Origin of the sequence: Acinetobacter sp. FL, assembly GCF_040744925.1 — a bacterium.
Taxonomy (GTDB): Bacteria; Pseudomonadota; Gammaproteobacteria; order Pseudomonadales; family Moraxellaceae; genus Acinetobacter; species Acinetobacter radioresistens.
This window is the reverse complement of sequence record NZ_CP160437.1, coordinates 3080136-3103432: the sequence shown is the minus strand read 5'-3', so window position 1 is coordinate 3103432 and position 23297 is coordinate 3080136. Positions and strand designations below refer to the sequence as shown.

25 protein-coding genes are annotated in these 23297 nt (G+C 44.8%); 12 read left to right on the top strand and 13 right to left on the bottom strand.

What is annotated here, in order from left to right; genetic code table 11:
* Positions 1-140: 140 nt before the first annotated feature.
* The 4 genes from ABZP31_RS14550 (at position 141) to dnaJ (ending at position 6110) form a co-directional block, all read left to right on the top strand.
* Positions 141-1247, top strand: a complete 1107-nt coding sequence (locus ABZP31_RS14550; RefSeq protein WP_005404690.1) for an efflux RND transporter periplasmic adaptor subunit — start codon at positions 141-143, stop codon at positions 1245-1247.
* Positions 1244-4372, top strand: coding sequence for an efflux RND transporter permease subunit (locus ABZP31_RS14545; protein ID WP_005404689.1), 3129 nt, complete (start codon positions 1244-1246; stop codon positions 4370-4372). Before ABZP31_RS14550 ends, ABZP31_RS14545 begins: the two co-directional genes overlap by 4 nt.
* Positions 4373-4516: 144 nt before the next feature.
* The gene (locus tag ABZP31_RS14540) at positions 4517-4894 is read left to right on the top strand and encodes a hypothetical protein (RefSeq protein ID WP_005017647.1); all 378 of its coding nucleotides are present in this window, start codon (positions 4517-4519) and stop codon (positions 4892-4894) included.
* 103 nt (positions 4895-4997) lie between these two features.
* Positions 4998-6110, top strand: coding sequence for a molecular chaperone DnaJ (gene dnaJ, locus ABZP31_RS14535; RefSeq protein WP_005017657.1), 1113 nt, complete (start codon positions 4998-5000; stop codon positions 6108-6110).
* A 111-nt stretch (positions 6111-6221) separates the two neighbouring features.
* Here the strand turns inward: dnaJ and ABZP31_RS14530 are convergent, their stop codons facing one another.
* Positions 6222-6581, bottom strand: coding sequence for a hypothetical protein (locus ABZP31_RS14530; RefSeq protein WP_005404688.1), 360 nt, complete (start codon positions 6579-6581; stop codon positions 6222-6224).
* A gap of 297 nt (positions 6582-6878) precedes the next feature.
* Here ABZP31_RS14530 and dapB point away from each other — a divergent pair, with 297 nt between their 5' ends.
* Together dapB and ABZP31_RS14520 are read left to right on the top strand one after the other, a co-directional pair.
* Positions 6879-7700 (top strand): 4-hydroxy-tetrahydrodipicolinate reductase, encoded by an 822-nt coding sequence (dapB, locus tag ABZP31_RS14525; protein ID WP_005404687.1) that lies wholly within the window; start codon positions 6879-6881, stop codon positions 7698-7700.
* 67 nt (positions 7701-7767) lie between these two features.
* Positions 7768-8421 carry an START domain-containing protein gene (locus ABZP31_RS14520; RefSeq protein ID WP_005404686.1) on the top strand — a complete coding sequence of 218 codons (654 nt, stop codon included), beginning with the start codon at positions 7768-7770 and terminating at the stop codon, positions 8419-8421.
* A 40-nt stretch (positions 8422-8461) separates the two neighbouring features.
* On the opposite strand, the gene ABZP31_RS14515 is transcribed toward ABZP31_RS14520, so the two are convergent.
* Complete coding sequence (locus ABZP31_RS14515; protein ID WP_111282685.1) at positions 8462-9628, bottom strand: MFS transporter; 1167 nt, start codon at positions 9626-9628, stop codon at positions 8462-8464.
* 6 nt (positions 9629-9634) lie between these two features.
* A complete protein-coding gene (gene dkgB, locus ABZP31_RS14510) occupies positions 9635-10438 on the bottom strand; it encodes a 2,5-didehydrogluconate reductase DkgB (protein ID WP_101161967.1) in 804 nt (267 codons plus the stop codon).
* 110 nt (positions 10439-10548) lie between these two features.
* Here dkgB and ABZP31_RS14505 point away from each other — a divergent pair, with 110 nt between their 5' ends.
* Entirely contained in the window at positions 10549-11457 is a 909-nt protein-coding gene (locus tag ABZP31_RS14505; RefSeq protein WP_151725653.1) for a LysR family transcriptional regulator, read from the top strand.
* On the opposite strand, the gene ABZP31_RS14500 is transcribed toward ABZP31_RS14505, so the two are convergent.
* Positions 11436-11810, bottom strand: a complete 375-nt coding sequence (locus ABZP31_RS14500) for a hypothetical protein (RefSeq protein ID WP_075040574.1) — start codon at positions 11808-11810, stop codon at positions 11436-11438. The genes ABZP31_RS14505 and ABZP31_RS14500 overlap by 22 nt on opposite strands.
* Positions 11811-11899: 89 nt before the next feature.
* Between ABZP31_RS14500 and ABZP31_RS14495 the strand changes: the two genes are divergently transcribed.
* The gene (locus ABZP31_RS14495; protein WP_005404682.1) at positions 11900-13327 is read left to right on the top strand and encodes a PLP-dependent aminotransferase family protein; all 1428 of its coding nucleotides are present in this window, start codon (positions 11900-11902) and stop codon (positions 13325-13327) included.
* Here ABZP31_RS14495 and ABZP31_RS14490 read toward each other — a convergent pair.
* The 8 genes from ABZP31_RS14490 to ABZP31_RS14455 form a co-directional block, all read right to left on the bottom strand.
* Positions 13324-14352, bottom strand: a complete 1029-nt coding sequence (locus tag ABZP31_RS14490) for an NAD(P)-dependent alcohol dehydrogenase (protein ID WP_005404681.1) — start codon at positions 14350-14352, stop codon at positions 13324-13326. The genes ABZP31_RS14495 and ABZP31_RS14490 overlap by 4 nt on opposite strands.
* The gene (locus ABZP31_RS14485) at positions 14349-14942 is read right to left on the bottom strand and encodes a DNA-3-methyladenine glycosylase I (RefSeq protein ID WP_005404680.1); all 594 of its coding nucleotides are present in this window, start codon (positions 14940-14942) and stop codon (positions 14349-14351) included. The genes ABZP31_RS14490 and ABZP31_RS14485 overlap by 4 nt, the downstream gene beginning before the upstream one ends.
* A gap of 34 nt (positions 14943-14976) precedes the next feature.
* Positions 14977-15222 (bottom strand): hypothetical protein, encoded by a 246-nt coding sequence (locus ABZP31_RS14480; RefSeq protein WP_005404679.1) that lies wholly within the window; start codon positions 15220-15222, stop codon positions 14977-14979.
* Between the two features lie 8 nt (positions 15223-15230).
* The gene (locus tag ABZP31_RS14475; RefSeq protein ID WP_005404678.1) at positions 15231-15767 is read right to left on the bottom strand and encodes a M23 family metallopeptidase; all 537 of its coding nucleotides are present in this window, start codon (positions 15765-15767) and stop codon (positions 15231-15233) included.
* Positions 15768-15818: 51 nt separating this feature from the next.
* On the bottom strand, positions 15819-16850 hold the full coding sequence (mutY, locus tag ABZP31_RS14470) for an A/G-specific adenine glycosylase (RefSeq protein WP_075040572.1): 1032 nt from the start codon (positions 16848-16850) through the stop codon (positions 15819-15821).
* Positions 16851-17060: 210 nt separating this feature from the next.
* Positions 17061-17426, bottom strand: coding sequence for an HIT family protein (locus tag ABZP31_RS14465; RefSeq protein WP_005023934.1), 366 nt, complete (start codon positions 17424-17426; stop codon positions 17061-17063).
* Between the two features lie 85 nt (positions 17427-17511).
* A complete protein-coding gene (locus tag ABZP31_RS14460) occupies positions 17512-18246 on the bottom strand; it encodes a dienelactone hydrolase family protein (RefSeq protein ID WP_005023935.1) in 735 nt (244 codons plus the stop codon).
* A 179-nt stretch (positions 18247-18425) separates the two neighbouring features.
* A complete protein-coding gene (locus ABZP31_RS14455) occupies positions 18426-18584 on the bottom strand; it encodes a DUF1328 domain-containing protein (RefSeq protein ID WP_005017692.1) in 159 nt (52 codons plus the stop codon).
* 189 nt (positions 18585-18773) lie between these two features.
* Here ABZP31_RS14455 and ABZP31_RS14450 point away from each other — a divergent pair, with 189 nt between their 5' ends.
* On the top strand, positions 18774-19226 hold the full coding sequence (locus tag ABZP31_RS14450) for a YcgN family cysteine cluster protein (RefSeq protein ID WP_005023938.1): 453 nt from the start codon (positions 18774-18776) through the stop codon (positions 19224-19226).
* 46 nt (positions 19227-19272) lie between these two features.
* Here the strand turns inward: ABZP31_RS14450 and ABZP31_RS14445 are convergent, their stop codons facing one another.
* Positions 19273-19890 (bottom strand): cation transporter, encoded by a 618-nt coding sequence (locus ABZP31_RS14445; RefSeq protein ID WP_005023940.1) that lies wholly within the window; start codon positions 19888-19890, stop codon positions 19273-19275.
* A 72-nt stretch (positions 19891-19962) separates the two neighbouring features.
* Between ABZP31_RS14445 and ABZP31_RS14440 the strand changes: the two genes are divergently transcribed.
* The 3 genes from ABZP31_RS14440 (at position 19963) to ABZP31_RS14430 (ending at position 23085) form a co-directional block, all read left to right on the top strand.
* Complete coding sequence (locus tag ABZP31_RS14440) at positions 19963-20367, top strand: MerR family transcriptional regulator (protein ID WP_005023942.1); 405 nt, start codon at positions 19963-19965, stop codon at positions 20365-20367.
* Positions 20368-20497: 130 nt separating this feature from the next.
* The gene (locus ABZP31_RS14435) at positions 20498-21670 is read left to right on the top strand and encodes a PQQ-dependent sugar dehydrogenase (RefSeq protein ID WP_005023944.1); all 1173 of its coding nucleotides are present in this window, start codon (positions 20498-20500) and stop codon (positions 21668-21670) included.
* A 143-nt stretch (positions 21671-21813) separates the two neighbouring features.
* A complete protein-coding gene (locus tag ABZP31_RS14430) occupies positions 21814-23085 on the top strand; it encodes a replication-associated recombination protein A (protein ID WP_005023946.1) in 1272 nt (423 codons plus the stop codon).
* The last annotated feature ends 212 nt before the right edge of the window (positions 23086-23297 follow it).

Sequence of the window (23297 nt, the reverse complement as noted above, 5' to 3'; positions counted from 1 at the left end):
TATCCAGAAACTTTAAATAAAAGAAGAATTAAAAATATTTTAATTTATGTACCGCGCGGTATATTAATTAAAAAATAAACAATTTAGTATAGCGATCATTATTCTGCCTTAAAAATAAATCTGAAATAAGAGCAATTTGCATGAGTTTAACCAAATCCGCCCTGGTGAGCCTGATTTTTATGTGTTACCTGACTTTAGGGGGGTGTAGCCGGGAAGCTCCCCAAACTGAAGAAATTCCTTATGTAATGGTCGCACAGCCCTTGACTACGCATCATGAACAGAAAAGTTATGCCGGCGAGGTTCAGGCCCGCCAGCAGACAGCACTGGCTTTTCGGGTTGGCGGGCAGGTTACTGCCCGGCTGGCGGAGGTAGGGGATCGAGTCCGGGCAGGGCAGGTCTTGGCCCGGCTGGATGTGAGTGATGCACAACTACAAAGTAATGCTGCCAGGGCTCAGCTGGAAAGTGCTCAAGCTGCTTTAAAAATAGCGGCCGATGAATTACAGCGCTTTAGACAGCTGCTGCCGATGAATGCAGTCAGCCGTTCCCAGTATGACGCGGTTGAAAACCAGTATAAATCGGCTGAGTCCGCCTATCGTCAGGCCCAGTCCAATTATCAGGTCAGTACCAACCAGACCCGCTATAACCAGCTGCAGACTAATCGAGCGGGCGTGATTACCGAACGTAATATTGAGGTTGGGCAAGTGGTAGCAGCCGGGCAGGCAGCATATCAACTGGCAATTGATGACGACCGGGACGTAGTTATCGGCATACCTGAGCAGACTACCAGCGCTATAAAAGTTGGTCAGACTGCCTGGGTCACCCTTTGGTCACAGCCACAAGCCAGATTAGCTGCTTATGTTCGGGAAATCTCACCTGCAGCAGATGAGTCACGTACCTTCAAGGTTAAAGTTGCGTTACGTGAAGGGCCATCTGTCATTCAGCTCGGGCAAAGCGCACGGGTATTTTTTGACTATAGTCAGCCGAATGTCCTGAGTGTGCCTTTATCTAGCGTATCTGCCCATGAAAAACAGCCTTATATTTGGGTTCTTCAGCCGGATCAGCGTATACATAAAGTACCAGTTCAGCTCGGAGCCTATGGCCGGGACTCTGTGCCCGTACTTTCCGGTCTCAAAGCTGGGGACTGGGTAGTAATTGGAGGAGTACACCTGTTGCATGACAAGCAGAGAATTCATCCGGTAGACCGTAATAATCGTCCGGTGAAGCTTGCAGCAGGAGCACAACCATGAAGTTTAACCTGTCGGAATGGGCACTGCGTCATAAAGGATTAGTACTTTATTTGATGATATTGCTGGGTATTGTCGGCATTTATTCTTATTCCAAACTGGCACAAAGTGAAGACCCGCCATTTACCTTTAAGGTTATGGTGGTACAAACTTACTGGCCGGGAGCAACAGCCAGAGAAGTTTCCTTGCAGGTTACTGACCGTATTGAAAAAGAGCTGATGACCACCGGACAATATGAACGCATCATGGCTTATTCCCGGCCGGGCGAGTCAATGGTTACCTTTATTGCCAAGGACTCGCTCAAATCAAACCAGATTCCCGATGTCTGGTACAACGTGCGTAAAAAAGTCAGTGATATTCGCCATCAATTACCTCAAGGTGTACAGGGGCCATTTTTTAATGACGAGTTTGGAGATACCTTTGGCAATATCTATGTACTGACCGGAAAAGATTTTGACTATGCCATTTTAAAAGAATATGCCGACCGTTTGCAGTTACAGTTACAGCGGGTCAAGGACGTCGGTAAAGTTGAGCTGATCGGACTGCAGGACCAGAAAATCTGGGTTGAAATTTCTAATACCAAGGCGGCACAGCTGGGTATCCCGGTGACTGCCATCCAGCAGGCCCTGCAACAGCAAAATAGTGTTGCTAATGCCGGATTCTTTGAAACCAGAACTGATCGTATCCAGCTACGGGTGAGCGGACAGATTCAAAGTGTAGACGAATTAAAACAGATGCCGTTACTGGTCGGCGGGCAGACTATCCAGTTATCTGATGTGGCAGAGGTTTACCGCGGCTTTAGTGAACCGGCCCAGCCGCGGATGCGCTTTATGGGTGAAAATGGAATTGGAATAGCCGTTTCCATGCGTAAGGGTGGAGATATTCTGGCGCTGGGAAAAAATCTGGAAAATACCTTTGCTAAGTTACAGAAAACCTTGCCGCTGGGTATGCAACTGCAAAAAGTATCTGACCAGCCAGTTGCAGTGAAACGTAGTGTTAACGAGTTTATGAAAGTACTGGCCGAAGCAGTTATTATTGTTCTGCTGGTCAGCTTTTTTTCTCTGGGCTTTCGCACTGGTCTGGTGGTGGCTTTTTCTATACCGCTTGTGCTGGCGATGACATTTGCCGGAATGAACCTGTTTGATGTCGGCCTACACAAGATTTCACTTGGTGCCCTGATTCTGGCTTTAGGTCTGCTGGTAGATGATGCCATTATTGCTGTCGAAATGATGGCTATTAAAATGGAGCAGGGCTACAGCCGTATAAAAGCTGCTGGTTTTGCATGGAACAGTACAGCTTTTCCAATGCTGACCGGAACACTGATTACTGCTGCCGGTTTTCTACCAATTGCCACAGCTGCTTCAAGTACTGGTGAATATACCCGTTCTATTTTTCAGGTAGTCACAATTGCCCTGATTGTTTCCTGGTTCGCAGCAGTGTTGTTTGTTCCTTACTTAGGTGAGAAGTTTTTACCTGATTTTAATCAGTTACCGGTTCGGGCACCGTGGTACCAGCGTCTCTGGGCGCGGCTGCGCAAACGCCCTGAACCAGAGCCGGTCAGACCGGTACATATATTGGATGAAGTTCATGATCCCTATCAGAGCGGTTTTTATCAACGGTTCAGAAAACTCGTCAATACCTGTGTAACTTATCGTAAGACCGTCATCATCAGTACAGTGGGATTATTTATACTGTCAATCCTCATGTTTAAACTGGTGCCACAGCAGTTCTTTCCACCATCTAACCGTGCTGAAATTCTGGTTGATTTAAAACTTGAAGAAGGTGCCTCGCTTACTGCTACTGAAAATGCTGTCAAAAAGGTCGAGAGATTCCTCTCCACACAAGAGGGTATTGATAATTTTGTAGCCTATGTCGGAACCGGTTCACCACGATTTTATCTGCCTTTGGACCAGCAGTTACCTCAAGCCAGCTTTGCCCAGTTTGTTGTACTGGCTTCTTCTCTGGATGACCGGGATGAAATCCGTCGCTCACTGGACCAGCAGATCCGTAAACTTTTACCGGAAGTTCGTACCCGGGTGTCATTACTGGAAAATGGGCCTCCGGTCGGATATCCGATTCAGTACCGGGTTTCAGGTGAGGATTTAAGCTTAGTCCGTCAGTGGGCACAGCGTGTAGCGCAGGTCATTGGTAAAAATCCAAATACTACCAATGTACATCTGGATTGGGGTGAGCCCAGCAAGACCATTATTTTAAATATTGATCAGGACCGCGCTCGCCAGATGGGAATTAGCAGTGCTGATCTGGCCAGATTCCTGAACAGTTCCATCAGCGGGGCGGCTATTGACCAGTACCGGGAAAAACGTGAACTGATTGAGATCCGTCTAAGAGGAGACCAGGCAGAACGGGTGGATGTCGGTTCATTGGCCAGCCTGGCCGTACCGACCAGTCAAGGGGGTACTATTCCTTTGGCCCAGATTGCCCAGATTGATTACAGCTTTGAAGAGGGATTGATCTGGCATCGTAACCGTTTACCGACCATTACAGTCCGGGCAGACATACGCAGTCAGCAGCAACCTGCAACAGTCGTGAATGAAATGGCTGGACAGATCGAGCAGTTACGTACCGAGTTACCGCCTGGTTACCTGATTGAAGTTGGCGGGACAGTGGAAGAGTCGGCACGTGGCCAAAGTTCAGTAAATGCAGGAATGCCGCTATTTCTGGCTGTGGTCATGACTTTACTGATGTTACAGCTCAAGAGTATCTCGCGGGCATTGATAGTATTTCTGACCGCACCTCTTGGCCTGATTGGTGTAGTCATCTTTTTGTTGCTGTTTAACAAACCTTTCGGTTTTGTGGCCATGCTGGGCACGATTGCCCTGTCCGGCATGATTATGCGTAACTCTCTGATCCTGATTGACCAGATCGAGCAGGATATACAGGCCGGTCATGATCGCTGGAATGCCATTATTGATGCGACGGTTCGGCGTTTCCGTCCTATTATTCTGACGGCCTTGGCGGCGGTTCTGGCCATGATCCCCCTATCACGCAGTATTTTTTTCGGTCCGATGGCAGTAGCGATTATGGGTGGACTAATTATTGCGACGCTGTTAACACTATTTTTCCTGCCAGCTTTATATGCAGCATGGTTTAAGGTGAAAAAACCGTAAATATGCAGTAATTTTTGCTGAATATGAGGTGCGAAATATTGAAAACTTCAATATAGTAGCACCTTATCTTTTACACAAAATAACACAGCAAATTTCATTGCATAAAAATAACTGATGCATGCAATGAATGAGGTCAGAGAATCCATGAGGCAAGATACACTCGCACAGCATCGCCGTTATATTGCGATCTCGTATGTTTTCATGTTTCTGGCATTATTTAGTGTCATTACCGCAGTCATTGCCTATATTCTGGCGCGCAAAGTTGCTGGTGTCGATCATGCAGAAGTCTGGCTTAATTCCCATGCCTTATGGATTATGCGAAATATAGTGCTGTTTTTGGGAATGACAGTTTTTGCAGCGCTATGGTTTATTCCGCTGATTTTCTTTTACTGGGACAGCGAACTTTGGGTTACAGCCTGTACAGTTCTAGGCGTCGTCTTTACTGCGATTGCCTGGCTGTTCCTGTTAAATGCCTGGATTAAAGGTATTTCCAAGTTCTTCAATTACAAGGCAGTTTTTTAAAGTCTTTTAAAAAAACCGGCTTTGCCCTTGTAAAACAGTGCCTAATCCCCAATTTTACACGGCAGTTGTATAAATTAAAATTCCGTGAGGAGCATCGCCAGTCATGGCTAAACGTGATTATTATGAGGTTTTAGGGGTTTCCAAAACCGCAAGTGATGATGAGATTAAAAAAGCCTACCGAAAGTTGGCGATGAAATATCATCCGGACCGAAATCCTGATAACCCGGAAGCTGAAGAAAAATTTAAAGAAGCCTCAGAGGCTTATGAAGTCCTGTCTGACAGCGAAAAGCGTAGTATGTATGACCGTATGGGTCATAGCGCGTTTGAAGGCGGCTTTGGCGGCGCAGGCGGCGGCTTTGGCGGTTTTAGTGCTGAAGATATTTTTAGCCAGTTTGGTGATATCTTTGGCGGGGCTTTTGGCGGTGGTGGGCGTCAGCAGCGTCAACGCCGTGGTTCCGACCTGCGTTATGTGATGGAATTGACACTTGAAGAGGCAGTACGTGGTGTCAAGAAAACTATTACTTTCAATGCGCCTGCGCCTTGTGAAGTCTGTCATGGAAAGGGTTCCAAGAATCCAAATGATGTAGAAACCTGTAAAACCTGTCACGGTGCAGGACAGGTACGTATGCAGCAGGGCTTTTTCTCTGTACAGCAGACCTGTAGCACTTGTCGTGGCCAAGGTAAAATTATTAAAAACCCATGCCATGCCTGTCATGGTTCCGGTGTTGCAGACCGTCAGCAGACTCTGGAAGTCACGATTCCTGCAGGTGTGGATAATGGTGACCGGGTACGTCTGAGTGGCAAGGGCGAAGCCATTCGTGATGGCCAGTCAGGTGACCTGTATGTTGAAGTCGTAGTGCGTGAGCATGAAATCTTCCAGCGTGATGGGGCTGATCTGTATATGGATGTGCCTGTCAGCATTGCTGATGCAGCGCTTGGCAAGGAAATCCAGATTCCTACACTTGAAGGCCGTGTAAGTCTGAAAATTCCTGAAGGTACCCAGACCGGAAAGTTGTTCCGTTTACGTGGTAAAGGCGTACGTCCGGTACGTAGCAGCATGGTAGGCGATCTGCTTTGCCGTATCGTGATTGAAACCCCGGTCAATCTGACCAGCCATCAACGTGAACTGCTAAAAGAATTGCAGGCCTCTTTTGATGGTGAAGACAGTACGTCTTCACCGAAGAAAAAGTCATTCTTTGATCGCCTGTTTGACTAAGCAGGTGCTCTGAAATAAAGGGCAGCTATTGAGGAGCTTTTCTTCATAGCTGCTTTTTCTTATTTAAAATAATCTGGAATACTTAACAAACCTGTCTGTTTAGTCACAAGTTTATTCTGACTGTATAGCATCAATATCATTCCAGCTTACCAGTTCCTCCTGCCCAGTGGCTGAGGTAGAGGCCTGCACTATACTCTGCTGGGTAACCTGTGCCGCAGAAGACTGTTCCTGTATTCTACTTGCCTGCTCATCGGGCATAATAGTGTCAATTTCCTCGACTGCAATACCTGTAGCTGTTTCATTCGGAACCTGTACTGTCCCAGACGGTAAAGAGGTCTGGTGCAGAGTCGTCGTGATGCGTGCTGTAGATAAACTTGCCAGTGTATCGCCCGCTTGAACTGCCGGCTCAGCCCAGACTGCACCCGTAAACAGTATTAAAACGATTCCCAAACCCGTAAAGTGAAAGCGCATATCTTTTCCTTATCTGATGACACCCAATGGTGCTGGCTAGTCTGCGCCTGCTTGTTTAAAGAATTGTGAAAAATACGGAATTATCTGAACATTTTTTAATATTTTTTCAGTAGTTAACTAGATAAATAAAGTCATGAATGAGCTAAAAATATTGCTTCTTCTTTGAACTGTCTGTTTTCTTAATGGTTCATTTTTATAAAGGAACTTTAAGCCATAATTTTTCCAGACAAGTTTCAGAGAGCGGGAAGAGTTTTGTTATAGTAGAGCAATTTTAAAGATGACTTCAGGGAAAATGTTATGTCAGCAACTCCACGTATTGGTGTTTTAGGCGCAGGTGGCCGTATGGGCCGGATTCTGGTTCAGGCAGTCCAGCAGGCAGGTTACCAGCTGGCAGCAGCAGTAGAGCGTCCAGAGAGTTCACTGGTAGGAGCCGATGCGGGTGAGCTGGCAGGTATTGGTACGCTGGGGGTCAAAGTATCTGGACAGCTGGCTGACGTGCTTAATGACTGTGATGTGATCATTGATTTTACGGCACCTGCTGCCACTGAACAGCACTTGAAACTTTGCCGTGAAGCAGGGGTAGCAATGGTCATCGGAACCACTGGCATGAATGATGAACAAAAAGCCGTACTGGAAGAAAGTGCTAGCCAGACACCTGTAGTTTATGCAGCCAATTATTCAGTTGGAGTCAATGTGTCGATCAAGCTGCTCGAGCTTGCAGCAAAAGTGTTTGGTGATACGGTTGATATTGAAGTGATTGAAGCACATCACCGTCACAAAGTTGATGCTCCATCGGGCACTGCGCTCATGATGGGTGAAGCGATTGCGGATACTTTAGGCCGTAATTTAAAAGAAGTGGCAGTTTATGGCCGCGAAGGCCATACCGGCCCACGTGAGCGTCAGACCATTGGCTTTGAAACCATTCGTGGTGGCGATATTGTTGGTGAGCATACTGTCATGTTTATCGGGGAAGGTGAGCGCGTCGAAGTGACCCATAAGGCAACCAACCGGATGAATTTTGCCGCAGGTGCAGTACGTGCAGCCGCATGGGTTGTTGGACGTGAAGCAGGTAAATATGATATGAAAGATGTGCTTGGATTCAATAATATCCAGATGTAGCGCTAATGGCCCTTTTCAGGAAGAAAGGGGCCTGATTACAGTTATATAAAAAGTATGAAAAATAAAAATGAAAAAGAAAACTATATTCAATATTTGCTTGATGTTACTGAGTCTGTTAATTACTCAATCTACCTCGGCAGAGCAGGCCAGACTAAAAATTAATAAACAGAATATCAAGGTCTGGACTTACCAGACGTCTCGTAACCCGGCTGCATCCTATAAGGCAGAGACAGTATTTAATGTACCCCTGGAACGGGCTGTTGCGCTGATTATGGATGTTGAGCGTGCCCAACAATGGGTCCCCTATATGGGGAAAATCAGTATATTAAACCGAGATGATCAAGCTGGAGGATTTTTGCTGCATGTGGTAATGGACTTACCTTTTCCGCTTAAAGATCGTGACCTTATTATTCAAAGTAAAATTACTAGAGAGCGTAATGGTACAGTGAATATCCGTAACCGGGGTATGGCAGATTCCCGTTTTAGTCAGCCTGACTATATACGTCTTCAAGACTATCAGGGGGACTGGACTTTTCAGCGTTTAGGTGCAAATAAAGTTAAAGTCACCGCAATGGGATATGTAAACCCGGAAGGCAGTTTGCCCATCAGTTTTATGAACATGTTTGTGGAACAGCAGCCTTACCAAATGCTTAAAATCATGCGATCCGAGCTTGAACGGCCTATGTATATCAATGCCAAACTTCCTGTAGCTATTCAATAACGTCATTTCAGCCTGCCTTACAGGCTGAAATTGATAACACTTATGATTCACAGGCTATGGAAGGCTGTTGTCCTTTCCTCTGGATGAATACCAGAAGCAGGCCTACTATGCTCAGTACTGCGCCACTGACCGACACTGCCATATAACTCCAGCCCATGCTAAGTACGGCACCACCCGCTACAGCGCCAAGCGCATTACCCAGATTAAATGCCCCGATATTAACTGAGGACGCGAGTCCTGGTGCATCATGAGCGGCTGACATTACCCGCATCTGTAAAGGGGGTACCAGAGCAAAGGTGGCTATGCCCCAGATCACCAGTCCGACTGCTGCCCCCAGTGGATTTTTTGCCAGTAACGGAAAGAGCAGCATACTGACGATCAGCAATACAAAGAAACCGATTAGGGTTTTGTCCAGAGACAGGTCAGCAAATTTTCCGCCTAAATGATTGCCGATCGAGAAACCTATACCAATCAGTACCAGCATCAAGGTAATGAATCCTGGAGATGCCTGGGTAAATTCAACCAGGCTCGGGGCAATATAGGTATACAGGGTAAACATTGCACCAGAGGCCAATACTGTGGTCAGCATTGCCAGTACGACCGGCCTGCGTGTCAATACTTTCAGCTCAGCTCTTACATCAGGCCTGCTACCTCTATGGTCTTTAGGTAAAGCTTTCCATAAAGATAGCATCGTCAGCAGACCAAGACCGGTAATTGCCAGAAAGGACTTTCGCCAGCCAATATTTTGTCCAACCCAGGTTGCCAGAGGGACACCACCAATATTGGCAACAGTCAAACCCATAAACATAGCTGCTACTGCGCTGGCCTGTTTATGGACCGGAACGACACTGGCGGCTACTACAGACCCGATTCCAAAAAATGCACCATGGTTTAAACTGGTGATAAGACGTGCACCCATCAGACTCATATAACTGGGAGAAACTGCTGCCAGCAAATTACCTATAGTGAAAATAGCCATAAGCAGAATAAGTGCCTTACGGCGGCTAAAGCTGCTAAACCATAAAGTCATCACTGGAGCGCCAAGCATTACGCCCAGCGCATAACCGGTAATCAGCATACCAGCTCTCGGAATAGAAACATCAAGATCCCCGGCAATATCAGGTAACAGTCCCATTGGCGAGAATTCGGTTGTACCAATCGCAAACGCACCGACTGCAAGGGCAAGCAGCGGAAAATTAATTTTCATCCGTACTTAATCCCATACTGGTGCCAGCTGCTCCGGACTGATTTCCCGTCCATTACGTTCAAGTTCGGCGATTTGCTGCATCTCTTCATGGCTCAGCAGAATTTTCTGGGCTTCTAGATTACTGAGCAGATGCTCACGCTTGGTAGAAGATGGAATTACTGAAAAGCCCTGCTGCATAGCCCATGCCAGGGCAATCTGGGCGGTACTCGCTTCATGTAAGGCTGCAATACGCATAAGAACAGGGTCTTGCAGCACCTTGCCATAAGCCAGTGTCATATAAGAGGTAACCTGTATATTCTGGCTCTGCAGATATTGCACTAATGTACGGTTCTGCAAATAAGGGCTTAGCTCGATCTGGTTGGTTACAATCTGGTCTGGTCCAACTGCTGCAATCGCCTCTTTTGTCTGGGCAATATTGAAATTGGACACACCAATATGTTCGGTGAGTCCCAGCTTTTTGGCTTGATACAGGCTCTGCACCAGTTCAGCAGCAGAGTAGCCCAGACCGGGTGCTGGCCAATGAATGAGTGTCAAGTTCACAGCATCTGTCTGTAACTTGTGCAGGCTGTCCTTCAGGCTGGCAATCATCCGTTCTGGTGCATAATTTTCAGTCCAGATCTTGGTGGTTAAGAAAAGCTCCTGTCGGGAGACCTTACTTTGCTGTATGGCTGTACCAACTTCTGCTTCATTACCATAAATCTGGGCTGTATCAATCGCCCGGTATCCAACATCGAGTGCCTGGCTGACTGAATCAATGACGGTTTGACCGGACAGGCGAAAGGTACCTACACCGATTTTAGGAATAATCATCGTAACCTCGACTATTTTTAAAAGTTAAGATTATTTTGTCGGAAGCTTTATTGCTAAAAAAGTAGATAATCTGCAAAATATTATTGTTAATTTGTCATTAATTGGATTTGATGAAATCTACTTTTGAAGAGCTGCAGGTTTTTGTCAGTATTGTGGATAGTGGTTCGATTGTTAAGGCGTCTGAACAGCTCGGCCAGTCAACTTCTGGATTAAGCCGTATTTTGCAGCGTCTGGAGAGTAAGTTAAACGTTACGTTACTGGAACGTACTACCCGCAAGCTCTCGCTGACACAGGAAGGCCAGCTGTTTCTAGAGCGTGCACGCAAGATTATCAATGAGCTGAACGATGCTGAAGAGCTGCTGCTTAAATCTGACCACGAGGTTTCCGGTAAAATCCGGATCGACTCGGCCACCCCCTTTGTGCTGCATGTAATTGCTCCACTCATGCAGAAATTCATGCAGCGCTATCCGTGTATTGAAATTGAACTGAACAGCCATGACCAGATTATTGACCTTTTAGAACATCGGACCGATGTGGCTATCCGTTTTGGTCAGCTGAATGATTCAAGTCTGCATGCCCGTTTACTCACTCAAAGCCGCTTATATATAGTTGCAAGCCCCGCTTATCTGGAACAGTATGGCACTCCACAAACTGCTGGGGAGCTATTGCAGCATCAGTTAATCGGGTTTAGTTCTCCCAAGCATTTAAACACTTGGCCTCTCAAACTGGGTAATGAATACTTTACCGCAACTGCACCACTTCGGGCATCTAATGGTGAGACTGTACGGCAGCTGGCCCTGTTGCATCATGGAATTACCTGCCTGTCTGAATTTCTGGTGGGTCAGGATCTGGCCCAGAACAGACTGGTTGCCTTGTTTGAAGACCAGATTGAATTACATTATCAGCCTATTCATGCAGTTTATTATCAGCAGGAACATTTACCAAAACGGGTCAGGCTGCTGATCGAATATCTGGTACAGGAATTAAGCTCGGGTTTTCATTTTAAACCATTTGCCTGAGATGCTGGTACAGGTAAACGGAGCTCAAATAATGGAAGCCTCAGCTGTCTGGATGTCTGCAATAATTCGAGTCGTAAATACTGCTGCTGTTGTGAACAGACAAACTCGATTTTAGGTTGGAGTAGACCTGTCATAATCAGCCCGTTTTCAGTAGGTTTCTTATAAAGATAATGCCACTCTGTGCTGGAAGGGAGTGCTGTAATTTTCCAGAGCTGATAGCCAGGCAGTGACTGCATTTTTAAATAACCTCCAATTAATGACTGACACAGTGCATTTTGAGAAGTATTCTGCTGATATTGTGGCTGACAAGCTGCTAGCCATAGACAAATAAATAATAAAGTACAAGTTTTCATCAAGTTTTGCTCAATTTTAATTTTTTTCAGCTTAAACCTGTGCTATAGAGCATTACAGACACAAAAAAATTTAAAAAAGCAGTACAGATATGGCATTTCACTACCAACTTCTTGCCAGTCAGCTGGCCGGAAAAATTCACAGCCAAGCTTTAAAAGCCGATCAGCGGCTCAGTTCTCTTCGGGATTTTGCCCGGCAGCATGAAGTGAGCCTGAGCACTGCACAAAGCTGTTATGAATTACTGGAAGCTCAAGGCTTAATTTATGTACGGCCCAGATCTGGCTATTTTGTGAAAGGGCAGTCATTACAAAACCCGTTACCCCGTCATTTAGATTTCCAGTCCAGACCGCGTGATGTCAGTAATCTTGAACTGCAAATTGAAATACAGCAGGCTTCCATTCAGACTAATTTAGTACATCTGGGGGCTATCCAGCTATCACCACAACTGGTACCTGTAGAGGCTTTGCGCCGTTCGATTCAGCGTGCGCTCAAGCATAGCCAGCCGGAAGACTTTCTATACAGTGACCGGCAGGGCCATAAAAAGTTACGTCAGGCTTTAAGCGAACACTGGGCAGAAGATGGCCTGTATATTCAGCCAGAAGATATTTTAATTACCAGTGGCTGTATGCCTGCATTATCACTCATTATTCAGCAGCTTACTGAAGTGGGTGATAGCATTCTGGTACCAACCCCAAGTTTTAATGGCCAGTTACAGCTACTGGCCAGTCTGAAGCGTAAAATTATCGAAATACCGGCCAGTCATGCAGGCGTTGATCTGGACCGGCTGGAACAGATGATGCAAAGCGGGCAGGTAAAGGCCTGTCTGATGACTGCGAATTACCAGAATCCGCTTGGCTACTGTCTGACCAATACAGAAAAGGCACAGATTGCACAGCTGGCAGAACGCTACCGCTGTTATGTGATTGAAGATGATATTTATGCTGAATGCGGCTTTAATCTGGAACGACCATTACCTATTAAGTACTGGGATCAGGCTGGTTACATCATCTACTGCGGTTCAGTTTCCAAGTCTTTATCATCTGCTTACCGCATTGGGTGGGTATGTATCAGCCAGCAGCTACAGTCTTTTAGAATTGGGTTATTAAATGGAAATGCCATCGTCAATACACCATTGCAGCTTGCACTGGCCGATCTGATATACAGCCGCAGTTACCGTGAACATTTAAATAGTTTACGCCCCCGTCTTATGCAGCAAGTAAGACAATATCAGGAATATATTTTAAAGGCTTTTCAAGGCGTTAAAATCGGTCTAAGTCAGCCTGAGGGTGGTTATGCCCTGTGGCTGGAATTTCCGGTACAGATTGACGGACTGGAAATGTATCATTTTGCACAGCGGCATGGTATTAACATTGTACCGGGAGAAGTATTTGGAGAAGACCGGCGCTACCGGCATTTTATCCGTTTAAATGCCGGACATGGCTTAAGTCATGAGATCTGCCAGTCAATTGATAAACTGGCAGAATGGGTAAAACAAAAACTTGATAGCACAGACAGTTAGTCAAAATCTGCTTTTAAAACCACCCGGTAACGTACTTGACCTGAGTGCAGGCGTTCAATAGCTTCATTAATCTGTGACATTGGAAACAGTTCAATCTGTGGAGCAATATTTTTACGTGCTGCAAACTTGAGTAACTGACGCAAAGCCGCCGGTGAACCGGTGGGTGAGCCCGTCACTGATTTGTTCCCTCCAATAAGGGTTCCTACTGGTACCTGCATCGGTTCAAGGGTGAGTCCCAACATATGTACGGTACCATGTGGTGCCAGTGTGTGCAGATAGGATTTCCAGTCCAGACTGACATTAACGGTACTGAGCAATAAGTCAAACTTGCCGTATTGGTCTTTAAGTGCCGCAGAATCACGGCTGTTTACTACGTGATTTGCACCCATTTCAATCAGCTCGGGTGTTTTATCCAGACTGGAAGTGAAGGCGGTAATTTCGCAGCCCCATGCTTTAAGCAGCTTGATGGCCATATGGCCCAAGCCCCCAATTCCGATAACACCGACATGATGTACAGATTGAATTTGATGTTTCAATAAAGGGTCAAAAACAGTAATACCGCCACAAAGCAGGGGGCCGGCACTTTGTGGATCCAGATCATCGGGAAGAGGAATCGCCCATTGCCAGTCGGCACGTACTTTTTCAGCAAAACCGCCAGCATGGTCAACAATAGTCGCTTTAGAGCCACCATTACACATTACCTGATCACCGGCAATACAGTAATCACAATGCTGACAGCTTTCTGCTGTCCAGCCGATACCCACACGTTGGCCCAGTTGCAAGCCTCTGGCTTCTGAGCCTAAACCAATAATTGTACCGATAATTTCATGACCAGCCACAACCGGATAAACTGAACTGCCCCAGTCATTATTTAGTACTGAAATATCAGAGTGACACAAGCCACAGTACTCAACCTTGACTTCAACCTGATGTGGCTGCAAATCACCGGCATCGAACTCATAGGGAACCAGTGTTGCACCTGGCTGCATGGCAGCATAGGCACGAATAGTATTCTTCTGACTCATAACAACTCCTTGGCAGAAAAGCGGATGTTTGGCTTAGACTTAAATTTACAGCTATTTTCATGATCATCAACCATACCGACGGCCTGCATAAAAGCATAACAGGTCGTCGGTCCAACAAATTTGAAACCATATTTTTTTAAAGTTTTTGAAAGTGCAAGACTGGTCTCTGTCTGGGCAGGAGCCTGACGAAAATCTGTCACATTCCGATATAAAGGTTGACCATCGACAACTTGCCATAACCAGTGGCCTACATCACCGACTTCAGCTTTAAGTTTTTGCCAGGCAACTGCGTTGTCACGAATAGCCTTCAACTTGCCCAAGTGACGGATAAGACCTGAATCCTGCATTTTTTGCTGTAACAGCTCATCACTCAAGCCGGCAATCTTAGCAATCGGATATTGAAAAAAATGCTGCCGATAAGCCTCGCGCTTTTTTAAAACGGTAATCCAGGAGAGGCCGGCTTGCTGACCTTCCAGACACAGCATTTCAAATAGGCGTTGCTCATCATATTCAGGTTTTCCCCACTCCTGATCATGATAGGCAATATAAAGCGGGTCATCCGAGCACCATCCGCAGCGCTGAGGGGTCATCATGGTGCTCCCTGAGTGGTTTAACTTAAGGTTCTTAAACAGTAAATCTTAGCCACTCACTGGTAAGATTATTCCAAAAATATAGTTCGGCGATAGCAAGATCGTCAAACTTTAACCAGAAATCTTTACCATTCTTATCATTAAAACCTGTGCTGATCATCAGCGCATCTTCAGTAATTTCCATTATCCAGCCTTGGTAACTCTGTCCGGCTAGCACAATTTTCTGCTGGTTTCCAGATTCTGCAAACTCGACCAGCCGTTGAATTAAAGTTTCTGACATATTTTTTCCTAACGCAGATACAGATAAGGATTCACTGCACCACGACCTTTGCCTTGCAGATAAATTCCATAATGAAGATGAGGAGCTGTATGACGGGCATTACCAGTATTGCCTACGTAACCGATGAGCTGTCCCTTTTTAATATAATCACCGACTTCCAGACCTCTCTTGTGCCCATCAAGATGGGCATAATAGTGCCAGCTGCCACCTGGTCCCAAAATCCAGATGACTTTACCTCCAAGATTGTTATTGCGCAGATCTGCGATCAGCCCCTCTGTGGCACTATAAACTTTTGTACCGCGTGGAGACATAATATCAATACCTTCATGAGTGCGTCCTTTACTACGTGACACTCCCCAGGTATCACTGAGTTGTTGACGCTCCACACTCTTCACTGGAACCGGCAAACGCGAAGCAAGCTGCATACGATGAAGTTTACTTACTTGGGCAGCGGGTAGGGCAGAAGGTTTTTTCGGCGCAGAGGTACAGGCCGCTATCAAGATAAAACACAAACTTAAAAAAATATAACCGGCAAAACGTGACACACGACTTCCTTGATTAAATAAGTTTATAAAATGACAGTAACCAGTATGTCATCACTCGATAAGCTGAATCAATTTTTTCATAGCCGTTGGCAGACCACGCATTAGAGCCTGTTCAGGACTCAGCCATTCACCACCCAGTTCAGTCTGTAGAAACTCACGTTGTTCTGGTTCCACGTGGAACAGATAGGTATCTAGCAGCCAGGTAAAATGAGTGAAGCCATGTGTAATCTGAACGGGCGCTTGCTTCTGCTTTAAACCATATTGTGCCAGCAGCTGAGAAAACTGCTGCTTATCTTCAATTATAGGCAGACAATACAAGCCGCCCCAGAGACCGCTAGCTGGCCGCTGCTGCCATAACCATTGGTCTTGGCTTTGTAATAATAAGATATGGCCCTGTTTCAGCGGCACAGGCTTTTTGGGTTTTTTATAAGGCAATTCAGTTTCTAACCCTTGCTGATGGGCAAGACAGTGCTCCTGCATCGGGCAGTAAAGGCATAACGGTTTTTTGGGTGTACAAATGGTAGCACCCAGATCCATGATAGCTTGCGTATAATCATGGTTACGTTCAGTCGGACATAGCTCTTCTGCCAGTTTCCAGAGCCTGCGTTCTTGTGCCGGCTGGCTCAAATCTTCTTCAATTGCAAAAAAGCGTGCCAGTACCCGTTTAACATTGCCATCCATAATGACACCATACTGGCGCAATCCGAGTGACATTAATGCGCCTGCTGTCGAGCGGCCTATACCGGGCAAAGCAATCCAGCCCTCAAGGCTGTCTGGAAATTTACCTTCACGGCTAACTATTTCAGCTGCTTTATGCAGATTTCGGGCACGTGCATAATAGCCCAGTCCAGCCCAGTATGGGGCTACTTCATCCCAACTAGCCAGTCCCAAGTCATTTACAGTAGGAAACCGCTGGATAAAGCGTTCGAAATATTGCAGCACAGTCTTGACCTGGGTTTGTTGAAGCATAATTTCTGAAACCCAGACTTTATAGGGATCATCACTGACTTGCCAAGGCAGATCATGCCGGCCATGAACATCAAACCATTCAAGTAAAGCATGTGAAAAGGAAAATTCGGACATATAAATTTCAGGCAAGAATTACCTAGAGATTATAGCTGAACTACAGCGAGAATAGATTTTTTAGTTGGAAAAAGGCTGTTTCATGGCAGGTGTTTTAAACAGCTTAAAGATTAAGTATTAAAGATAAATAGCACCGTTATAGTAAATGGCAGAAATCAGTAAACTCAGTAACCAGGATAAAAGATGATGCCCTAGGCATCATCTACTCATTTATTCTTCGTCCAGTATTCCCCAGCGCTCGTCCAGTCTTAAAGCCTGACCCGCATAGCGTGGAATAATATGGATATGGAGATGCTGGGAAGCTTCTCCAAAGACAGAACCATCATTAAAGCCGATATGGAAACCTTCAGGCTGATGACGAATTTTAAGTTCATTACGCGCCAGTTCCAGAAGCGACATCAGACTTTTACGTTCTTTATCAGTGACATCGAAAAATGAACTGATATGGCGCAGGGGAATAATAACAGAATGTCCCTTAGATAACGGTTTTGGCTCAGGCAAAATGGCACCAAAGTCATTTTTATCAATCACATCATATTCATCAAAGTCACAATATGGACAATTATTTTCAATCATGATTATACCCTCATCGTTTTATTTATAGGTTGAATCTATGCAGTAAGGTAATCAGCACCTTACTGCGGTTTTAATCTTTTATAGGTTAAAGGTGACGTTGTAGCAAATCATACATGGCCTTTAAGCTTTGTCGCTCTGCTTCTGCGTTATAGCCCAGATCTACTCCATTGGCCCGGGCACGTTCATCGGCTAATGGATTACTAAAACCATGTTTTGCTGCTTCAAATACAATAACATCATGCTCTACATCCGCTGCCTGCATTTCCTGCTTGAAACTGGCTACATCATCTAGAGTGACCATGCTGTCGAGTTCACCGTGCAATACCAGAACTTCAGCCTGAATTTTTCCAGGCTGTGCCGGCTCTTTTGCAGAGAGATTACCGTGAAAAGTAGCAACGGCTTTAAGTGGTGCACCTGAGCGTGCCAGATCAAGGACGACCTTGCCCCCATAGCAAAAGCCTATTGCTGCCAGTTTATCCGGATTTACTTCATTTTGTTCAGCCAAAGCCTTTAGGCCAGCTGACGCACGAGTCACTATTGTGTCCGGATCCTGAAAAGTTTGGGTCATCCATTCATTGGCTTGGCCCGCGTCGATAGTTACCTTTTTGTCACCATACATATCAATTGCAAGTGCAGCATAACCATGCTCAGCCAGCTCACGGGCACGTTGTTCAGTATATTCAGTTCTGCCCCACCATTCTGGCGCTACAATCACACCCGCTACTGGTGCATCAGATTCTGGCGCAGCAAAATAGCCAACTAAATTGGTACCATCTGCTACGTTATAATGAATTTCGCGGGTTTTGATTGTTGAAGTCATTCTGATCAATCCTTGTATAAACTTAAGAGAATGACCTGATTAAATCATAAAAAATATTTAAAATGACTGAAAAGAAAAAGAATATAAAAGAAGAAATGTGAAAATTTATGTTTTTAATAAGATGAAAAAATAAAAAAGAAGGATAAATCCTTCTTTTTTATAACACGATGAATATATATTTATACTCGGCCGCGTGAGATAAAACCAACGATTGCCAGAATAACTGCAATCACAAGCAGAATCACTGCAAAGTCTTTAGATAAGCCTGCTACGCCACCAAAACCTAACAGACTTGCAATTAGTGCAATCACCGCAAAAATAATCGCCCAACGAAACATGATTTATCTCCATAATTTTTTATTAATGTGTTTTTAGTATAGAGAGCAAAATAAAATATAAGTGTGAGCTTTGTGTTTAAAAATTATACCAGGTATTGCGTTAAGTAAATGATTTGTGAGAGATGTATTTTTTAAAAGTCAAAACACACAATGATATACTGTTCAGGTAGTAAATTTGTATGAAGTATTATGGTGAAGCCGTTGCGTCCACAGTTTTGGAAAGTCTATCCACTTGAACAACTTAGCCCGGAAGAGTGGGAAGCGCTTTGTGATGGCTGTGGTTTGTGTTGTCTGGTCAAACTTGAAGATGAAGAGACTCAAGAGGTTGCCTATACCAAAGTTGCCTGTAAATTACTGGACTGCAAGACAGCGCGGTGCAGTGATTATACCAACCGGAAACAGCAGGTTCCTGACTGTATCCAGCTGACTCCAGAAAAGCTCGCTACAATTCACTGGTTACCTCCGAGTTGTGCTTATCGCCGTCTGTCTGAAGGTAAAAATTTACCTTCATGGCACTATTTGAATACCGGCAGTCGCCAAAGTGTGATGAAAGCCAAAAAATCAGCAGCCGGCCGCTGTATTTCTGAACTGGACATTGAGGAAGACCAGATAGAAGAATATATCGTGCGCTGGGTACGTTAAATTAAAAATAAAAGAGAAGTATCTCAAGCTTCTCTTTTATTCTATCTCATCCGAGCTTGGCCTGAATCCGTTCTTTCCATGAGGTCCGGATAATAGTAAGGCTGGAGCTTAAGCCAAGTAAAATCATAATTAAGGCTACAATTAAATCTGGCCAGACCTGCTGTGTTCCAAATACGCCTACAGCAGCCAGAACTACCGCTATATTACCAATCGCATCATTACGACTGCACAGCCACACAGACTTCATATTGGCTTCGCCATCCCGAAAAGCATATAGAATCAGGGCAGTCAGGATATTAGCGATCAGTGCCAGTGTACCAATAATACCCATAGTAATTGCTTCTGGCGGTACACTATGTATATAGGACCAGACCACTTTGCCCAGAACAATGAAAGCAAAAACCAGCATCATCAGTCCTTTTAGCAGGGCAGCTGTTGCGCGCCAGTATAATCCAAGACCCAGTACGAAAATAGAAATCAGGTAATTGAAAGAATCTCCTGCAAAATCCAGTGCATCAGCCCAGAGTGAAGTGGAACCTGTATGTGCTCCACCTGTAACCTCAACAATAAACATAGTGAAATTTAAAAATAGGGCTATCCACAGCGCATTTCTGAATTTACGGCTTTTGGCCTGTGTTTCCTGACAACTACAGCAACCTGCCATTATTCAACTCCTGAAAGATCAGATAGAATAATTAAAAAGTCTGGAGTAACTCCAGAGTCAAGAGGGGAACGTATGCTGTATTCGATTGGTGAACTGGCTAGGAAAAGTAAAATTTCGGTAGACAGTATTCGCTTTTATGAAAAGAAAAATCTGCTTTCGCTGCCATTACGGGGTAATAATAACTATCGTTATTATGATGACACTGCGCTTGAACAGCTTATCTTTATCCGGCATTGCCGTGAACTGGGAATGTCACTTAAAGAAATTGGACAGCTGACTGAACTGTTGAAAAAGCCGTATCAACAGTGCAATACAGTTGATCAACTGCTAGAAGATCATTTGGGACATATTGAACAAAAACTTCAACGCCTTGAAAATTTCCGTACAAAGTTACAACAGCTGCGCCAGACCTGTCGGGCTGACCTTACTATTCAGAACTGCAAAATTATTTCTGGCCTTAAGCACCCTGAACCATAAGCTTTAACTTTCCTGAAAATTAATTAAATCAAAAGGAAATATTTGGTAAAGCAATACTTTGATTAAATCGGACAGATATATTCATTCATTTGTATGATGGAAAATATAGTCAGAATTTAAGAGAGAAGTAATGTATAACAATAAATTCCGCATAACATCTATATTATTTTTTAGCCTGTTTACCTTGTATGGCTGTAATTCAAATCAGGGACACACTAATACTCCGGAAAGCCATCAACAGGCTGACCAGACTTCAACTTCTAAGCAATTACAGATATTTAAAGTACAGCAAATTACCCAGTTTAATGAACCTTGGGCACTCGCTATCCTACCTGACCAGCGACTACTGGTCACTGAACGAAAAGGTCAGCTCAAGCTATTTGACCCGCTGACAAAACGTACAGTAAATATCACAGGTCTGCCTGAAGTAGCATACGGTGGGCAAGGCGGTCTGGGCGATATCGTATTGCATCCAAATTTTAATCAAAACCAGTGGGTTTACTATAGTTATGCGGAAAAAGGTGCTGGAGGACAGGGAGCAGCTGTCGCCAGAGCCCGGCTGGACCTGAACAGTGCAGTGCCAGCTTTAAAAAACCATGAAGTAATCTGGCGTCAGATACCAAAAGTTTCGGGGCAAGGCCATTATGGTCATCGTCTGGCTTTTGACCATGAAGGAAAACTCTGGATTGCCTCAGGTGAGCGCCAGAAGTTTACGCCGGCACAGGATATGAAATCTAATCTTGGGAAAGTACTGCATCTAAACGATGACGGTACACCGGCCAGTAATAATCCATTTGCACAGCAGAGTAGAGTAACCGCCGAGATCTGGTCATTCGGACATCGAAATCCGCTTGGGATTGCATTTGATGCTAAAAATCAGCTCTGGGTCGTAGAAATGGGACCGAAAGGTGGGGATGAGCTGAACCTGATTAGAGAGGGGAAAAACTATGGTTATCCCATCGTTTCCAATGGAGACCATTATGATGGTAAAGCGATTCCTGACCATTCAACCCGACCTGAATTTCAAAAACCCGAGCTAAGCTGGACACCTGTCATTTCTCCCTCGAGTCTGCTGATTTATCAAGGCCGGCAATTTCCCAAGTGGCAGGGGAAGGCACTGATTGGAGGGCTGTCTTCAGAGGCTTTGATTATCGTAGATCTGGAGCAAAACCCGGCGAAAGAAATTCAGCGTATTGATATGAAGGAACGTATTCGGGGATTACAGGAAGCTCAGGATGGTTCGATCTGGGTTATTGAGGATGGCAAAAATGCAAAACTTTTGAAACTAACGGCTGGCTCATGAAGCATCGGGGTATGAAGCTGATATTTAAGCCAGAATATTTGCTATTTTTGCCCCGCACTTATATACAGTACTGCTTAAAAACTGCCGTGCAGCAGCCTGAAAATACGCTACTATAAAAGCTTATACAGTAATGCAAAAAGAATATGTCAGATACTCAAATCCCTCTACCTGAACGTCTGCGTCCACGTGACCTCTCAGAAATTATCGGACAGGATCATCTGCTCGGTGAGCAGGCACCTTTACGGCAGATGATTGATCAGGGGCATTTGCCTTCTATTATTTTCTGGGGTCCACCGGGTGTGGGTAAAACTACTATTGCCTTGCTTCTGGCACAGGCTGTAGATCGACCTTTTATTAGCCTTTCAGCGCTCAATACTGGGGTTAAAGAACTACGGGAAATTATTGCTGAAAGTGGCGATCTGCTGACACCTGTAGTTTTCATTGACGAAATTCATCGCTTTAACAAGTCTCAGCAGGATGCGCTATTAAATGCGGTAGAGAAAGGTAAAATCACCTTAATCGGAGCGACAACTGAGAACCCGTCTTTTGAGGTAAATGGTGCGCTTTTGTCACGCTGCCAGGTTTATACCTTAAATATTCTTGATAGCGAATCTATTCAAACCTTGCTTGATAAAGCACTTCAAACAGATGAATTTTTAAAAGAACGGCATATCCAGATTGAAGAATATGATGCACTCATCCAGTTTGCTGCTGGAGATGCTCGCAAGGCACTCAATCTACTTGATCTGATTGCCAGTACCTTTGAACCCGGCCTTGAAAATATAATTAATAATGCCATCGTGGTTAAGGTTGCACAGCAGAATATCGCACGTTACGACAAATCCGGTGAACAGCATTATGATTTAGTATCAGCATTTATTAAGTCAATTCGGGGAAGTGATCCGGATGCAACTTTGTACTGGATGGCCCGGATGCTTAAAGGTGGAGAAGATCCGGTATTTATTGCACGCCGTATGCTGATTGCAGCATCAGAAGATATTGGCAATTCTAATCCGAATGCACTTTTACTGGCTGGAGAATGCTTCCGTTCAGTTCAGGCAGTGGGTATGCCTGAAGCACGGATTATTTTAGGTCAGACAGCAGTATATCTGGCTACCAGTGCGAAAAGTAATAGTACTTATCTGGCAATTAATAAGGCCTTGGCCTTGGCCGAGAAAACTGCCAACCTGCCTGTTCCCCTACATTTAAGAAATGCGCCTACCAAAATGATGAAAGATCAAGGTTATGGAGTGAATTATCTATATCCGCACGATTATCCGGAGCATTTTGTATTACAGGAGTACTTGCCCCCTGAGCTAAAAGGTACTCAATTGTATGAGTCGGCACGTAATAAGCGGGAAGTGGAAGGTGAGAAGCTACAACAGCGCCGCTGGCAGCAACAACAGCAACAGTAAATCAAGGGCCGTACCCGGGCCCTTGTTTTTAGGATTTAAAAAGTCTGTTAATGATATTCAGCCTATTTTTCTAGATATTATTTTGAAAAGTTGAGTCTTCCGATAAGCCTTTTTTATTTTTGGTATATTTATTTATATTTACTTAATGGGTTATATAAAAAATAAAAAATTTCATTAAATATTTTAAAGTTATTTATTCTCTTAATTTTAAG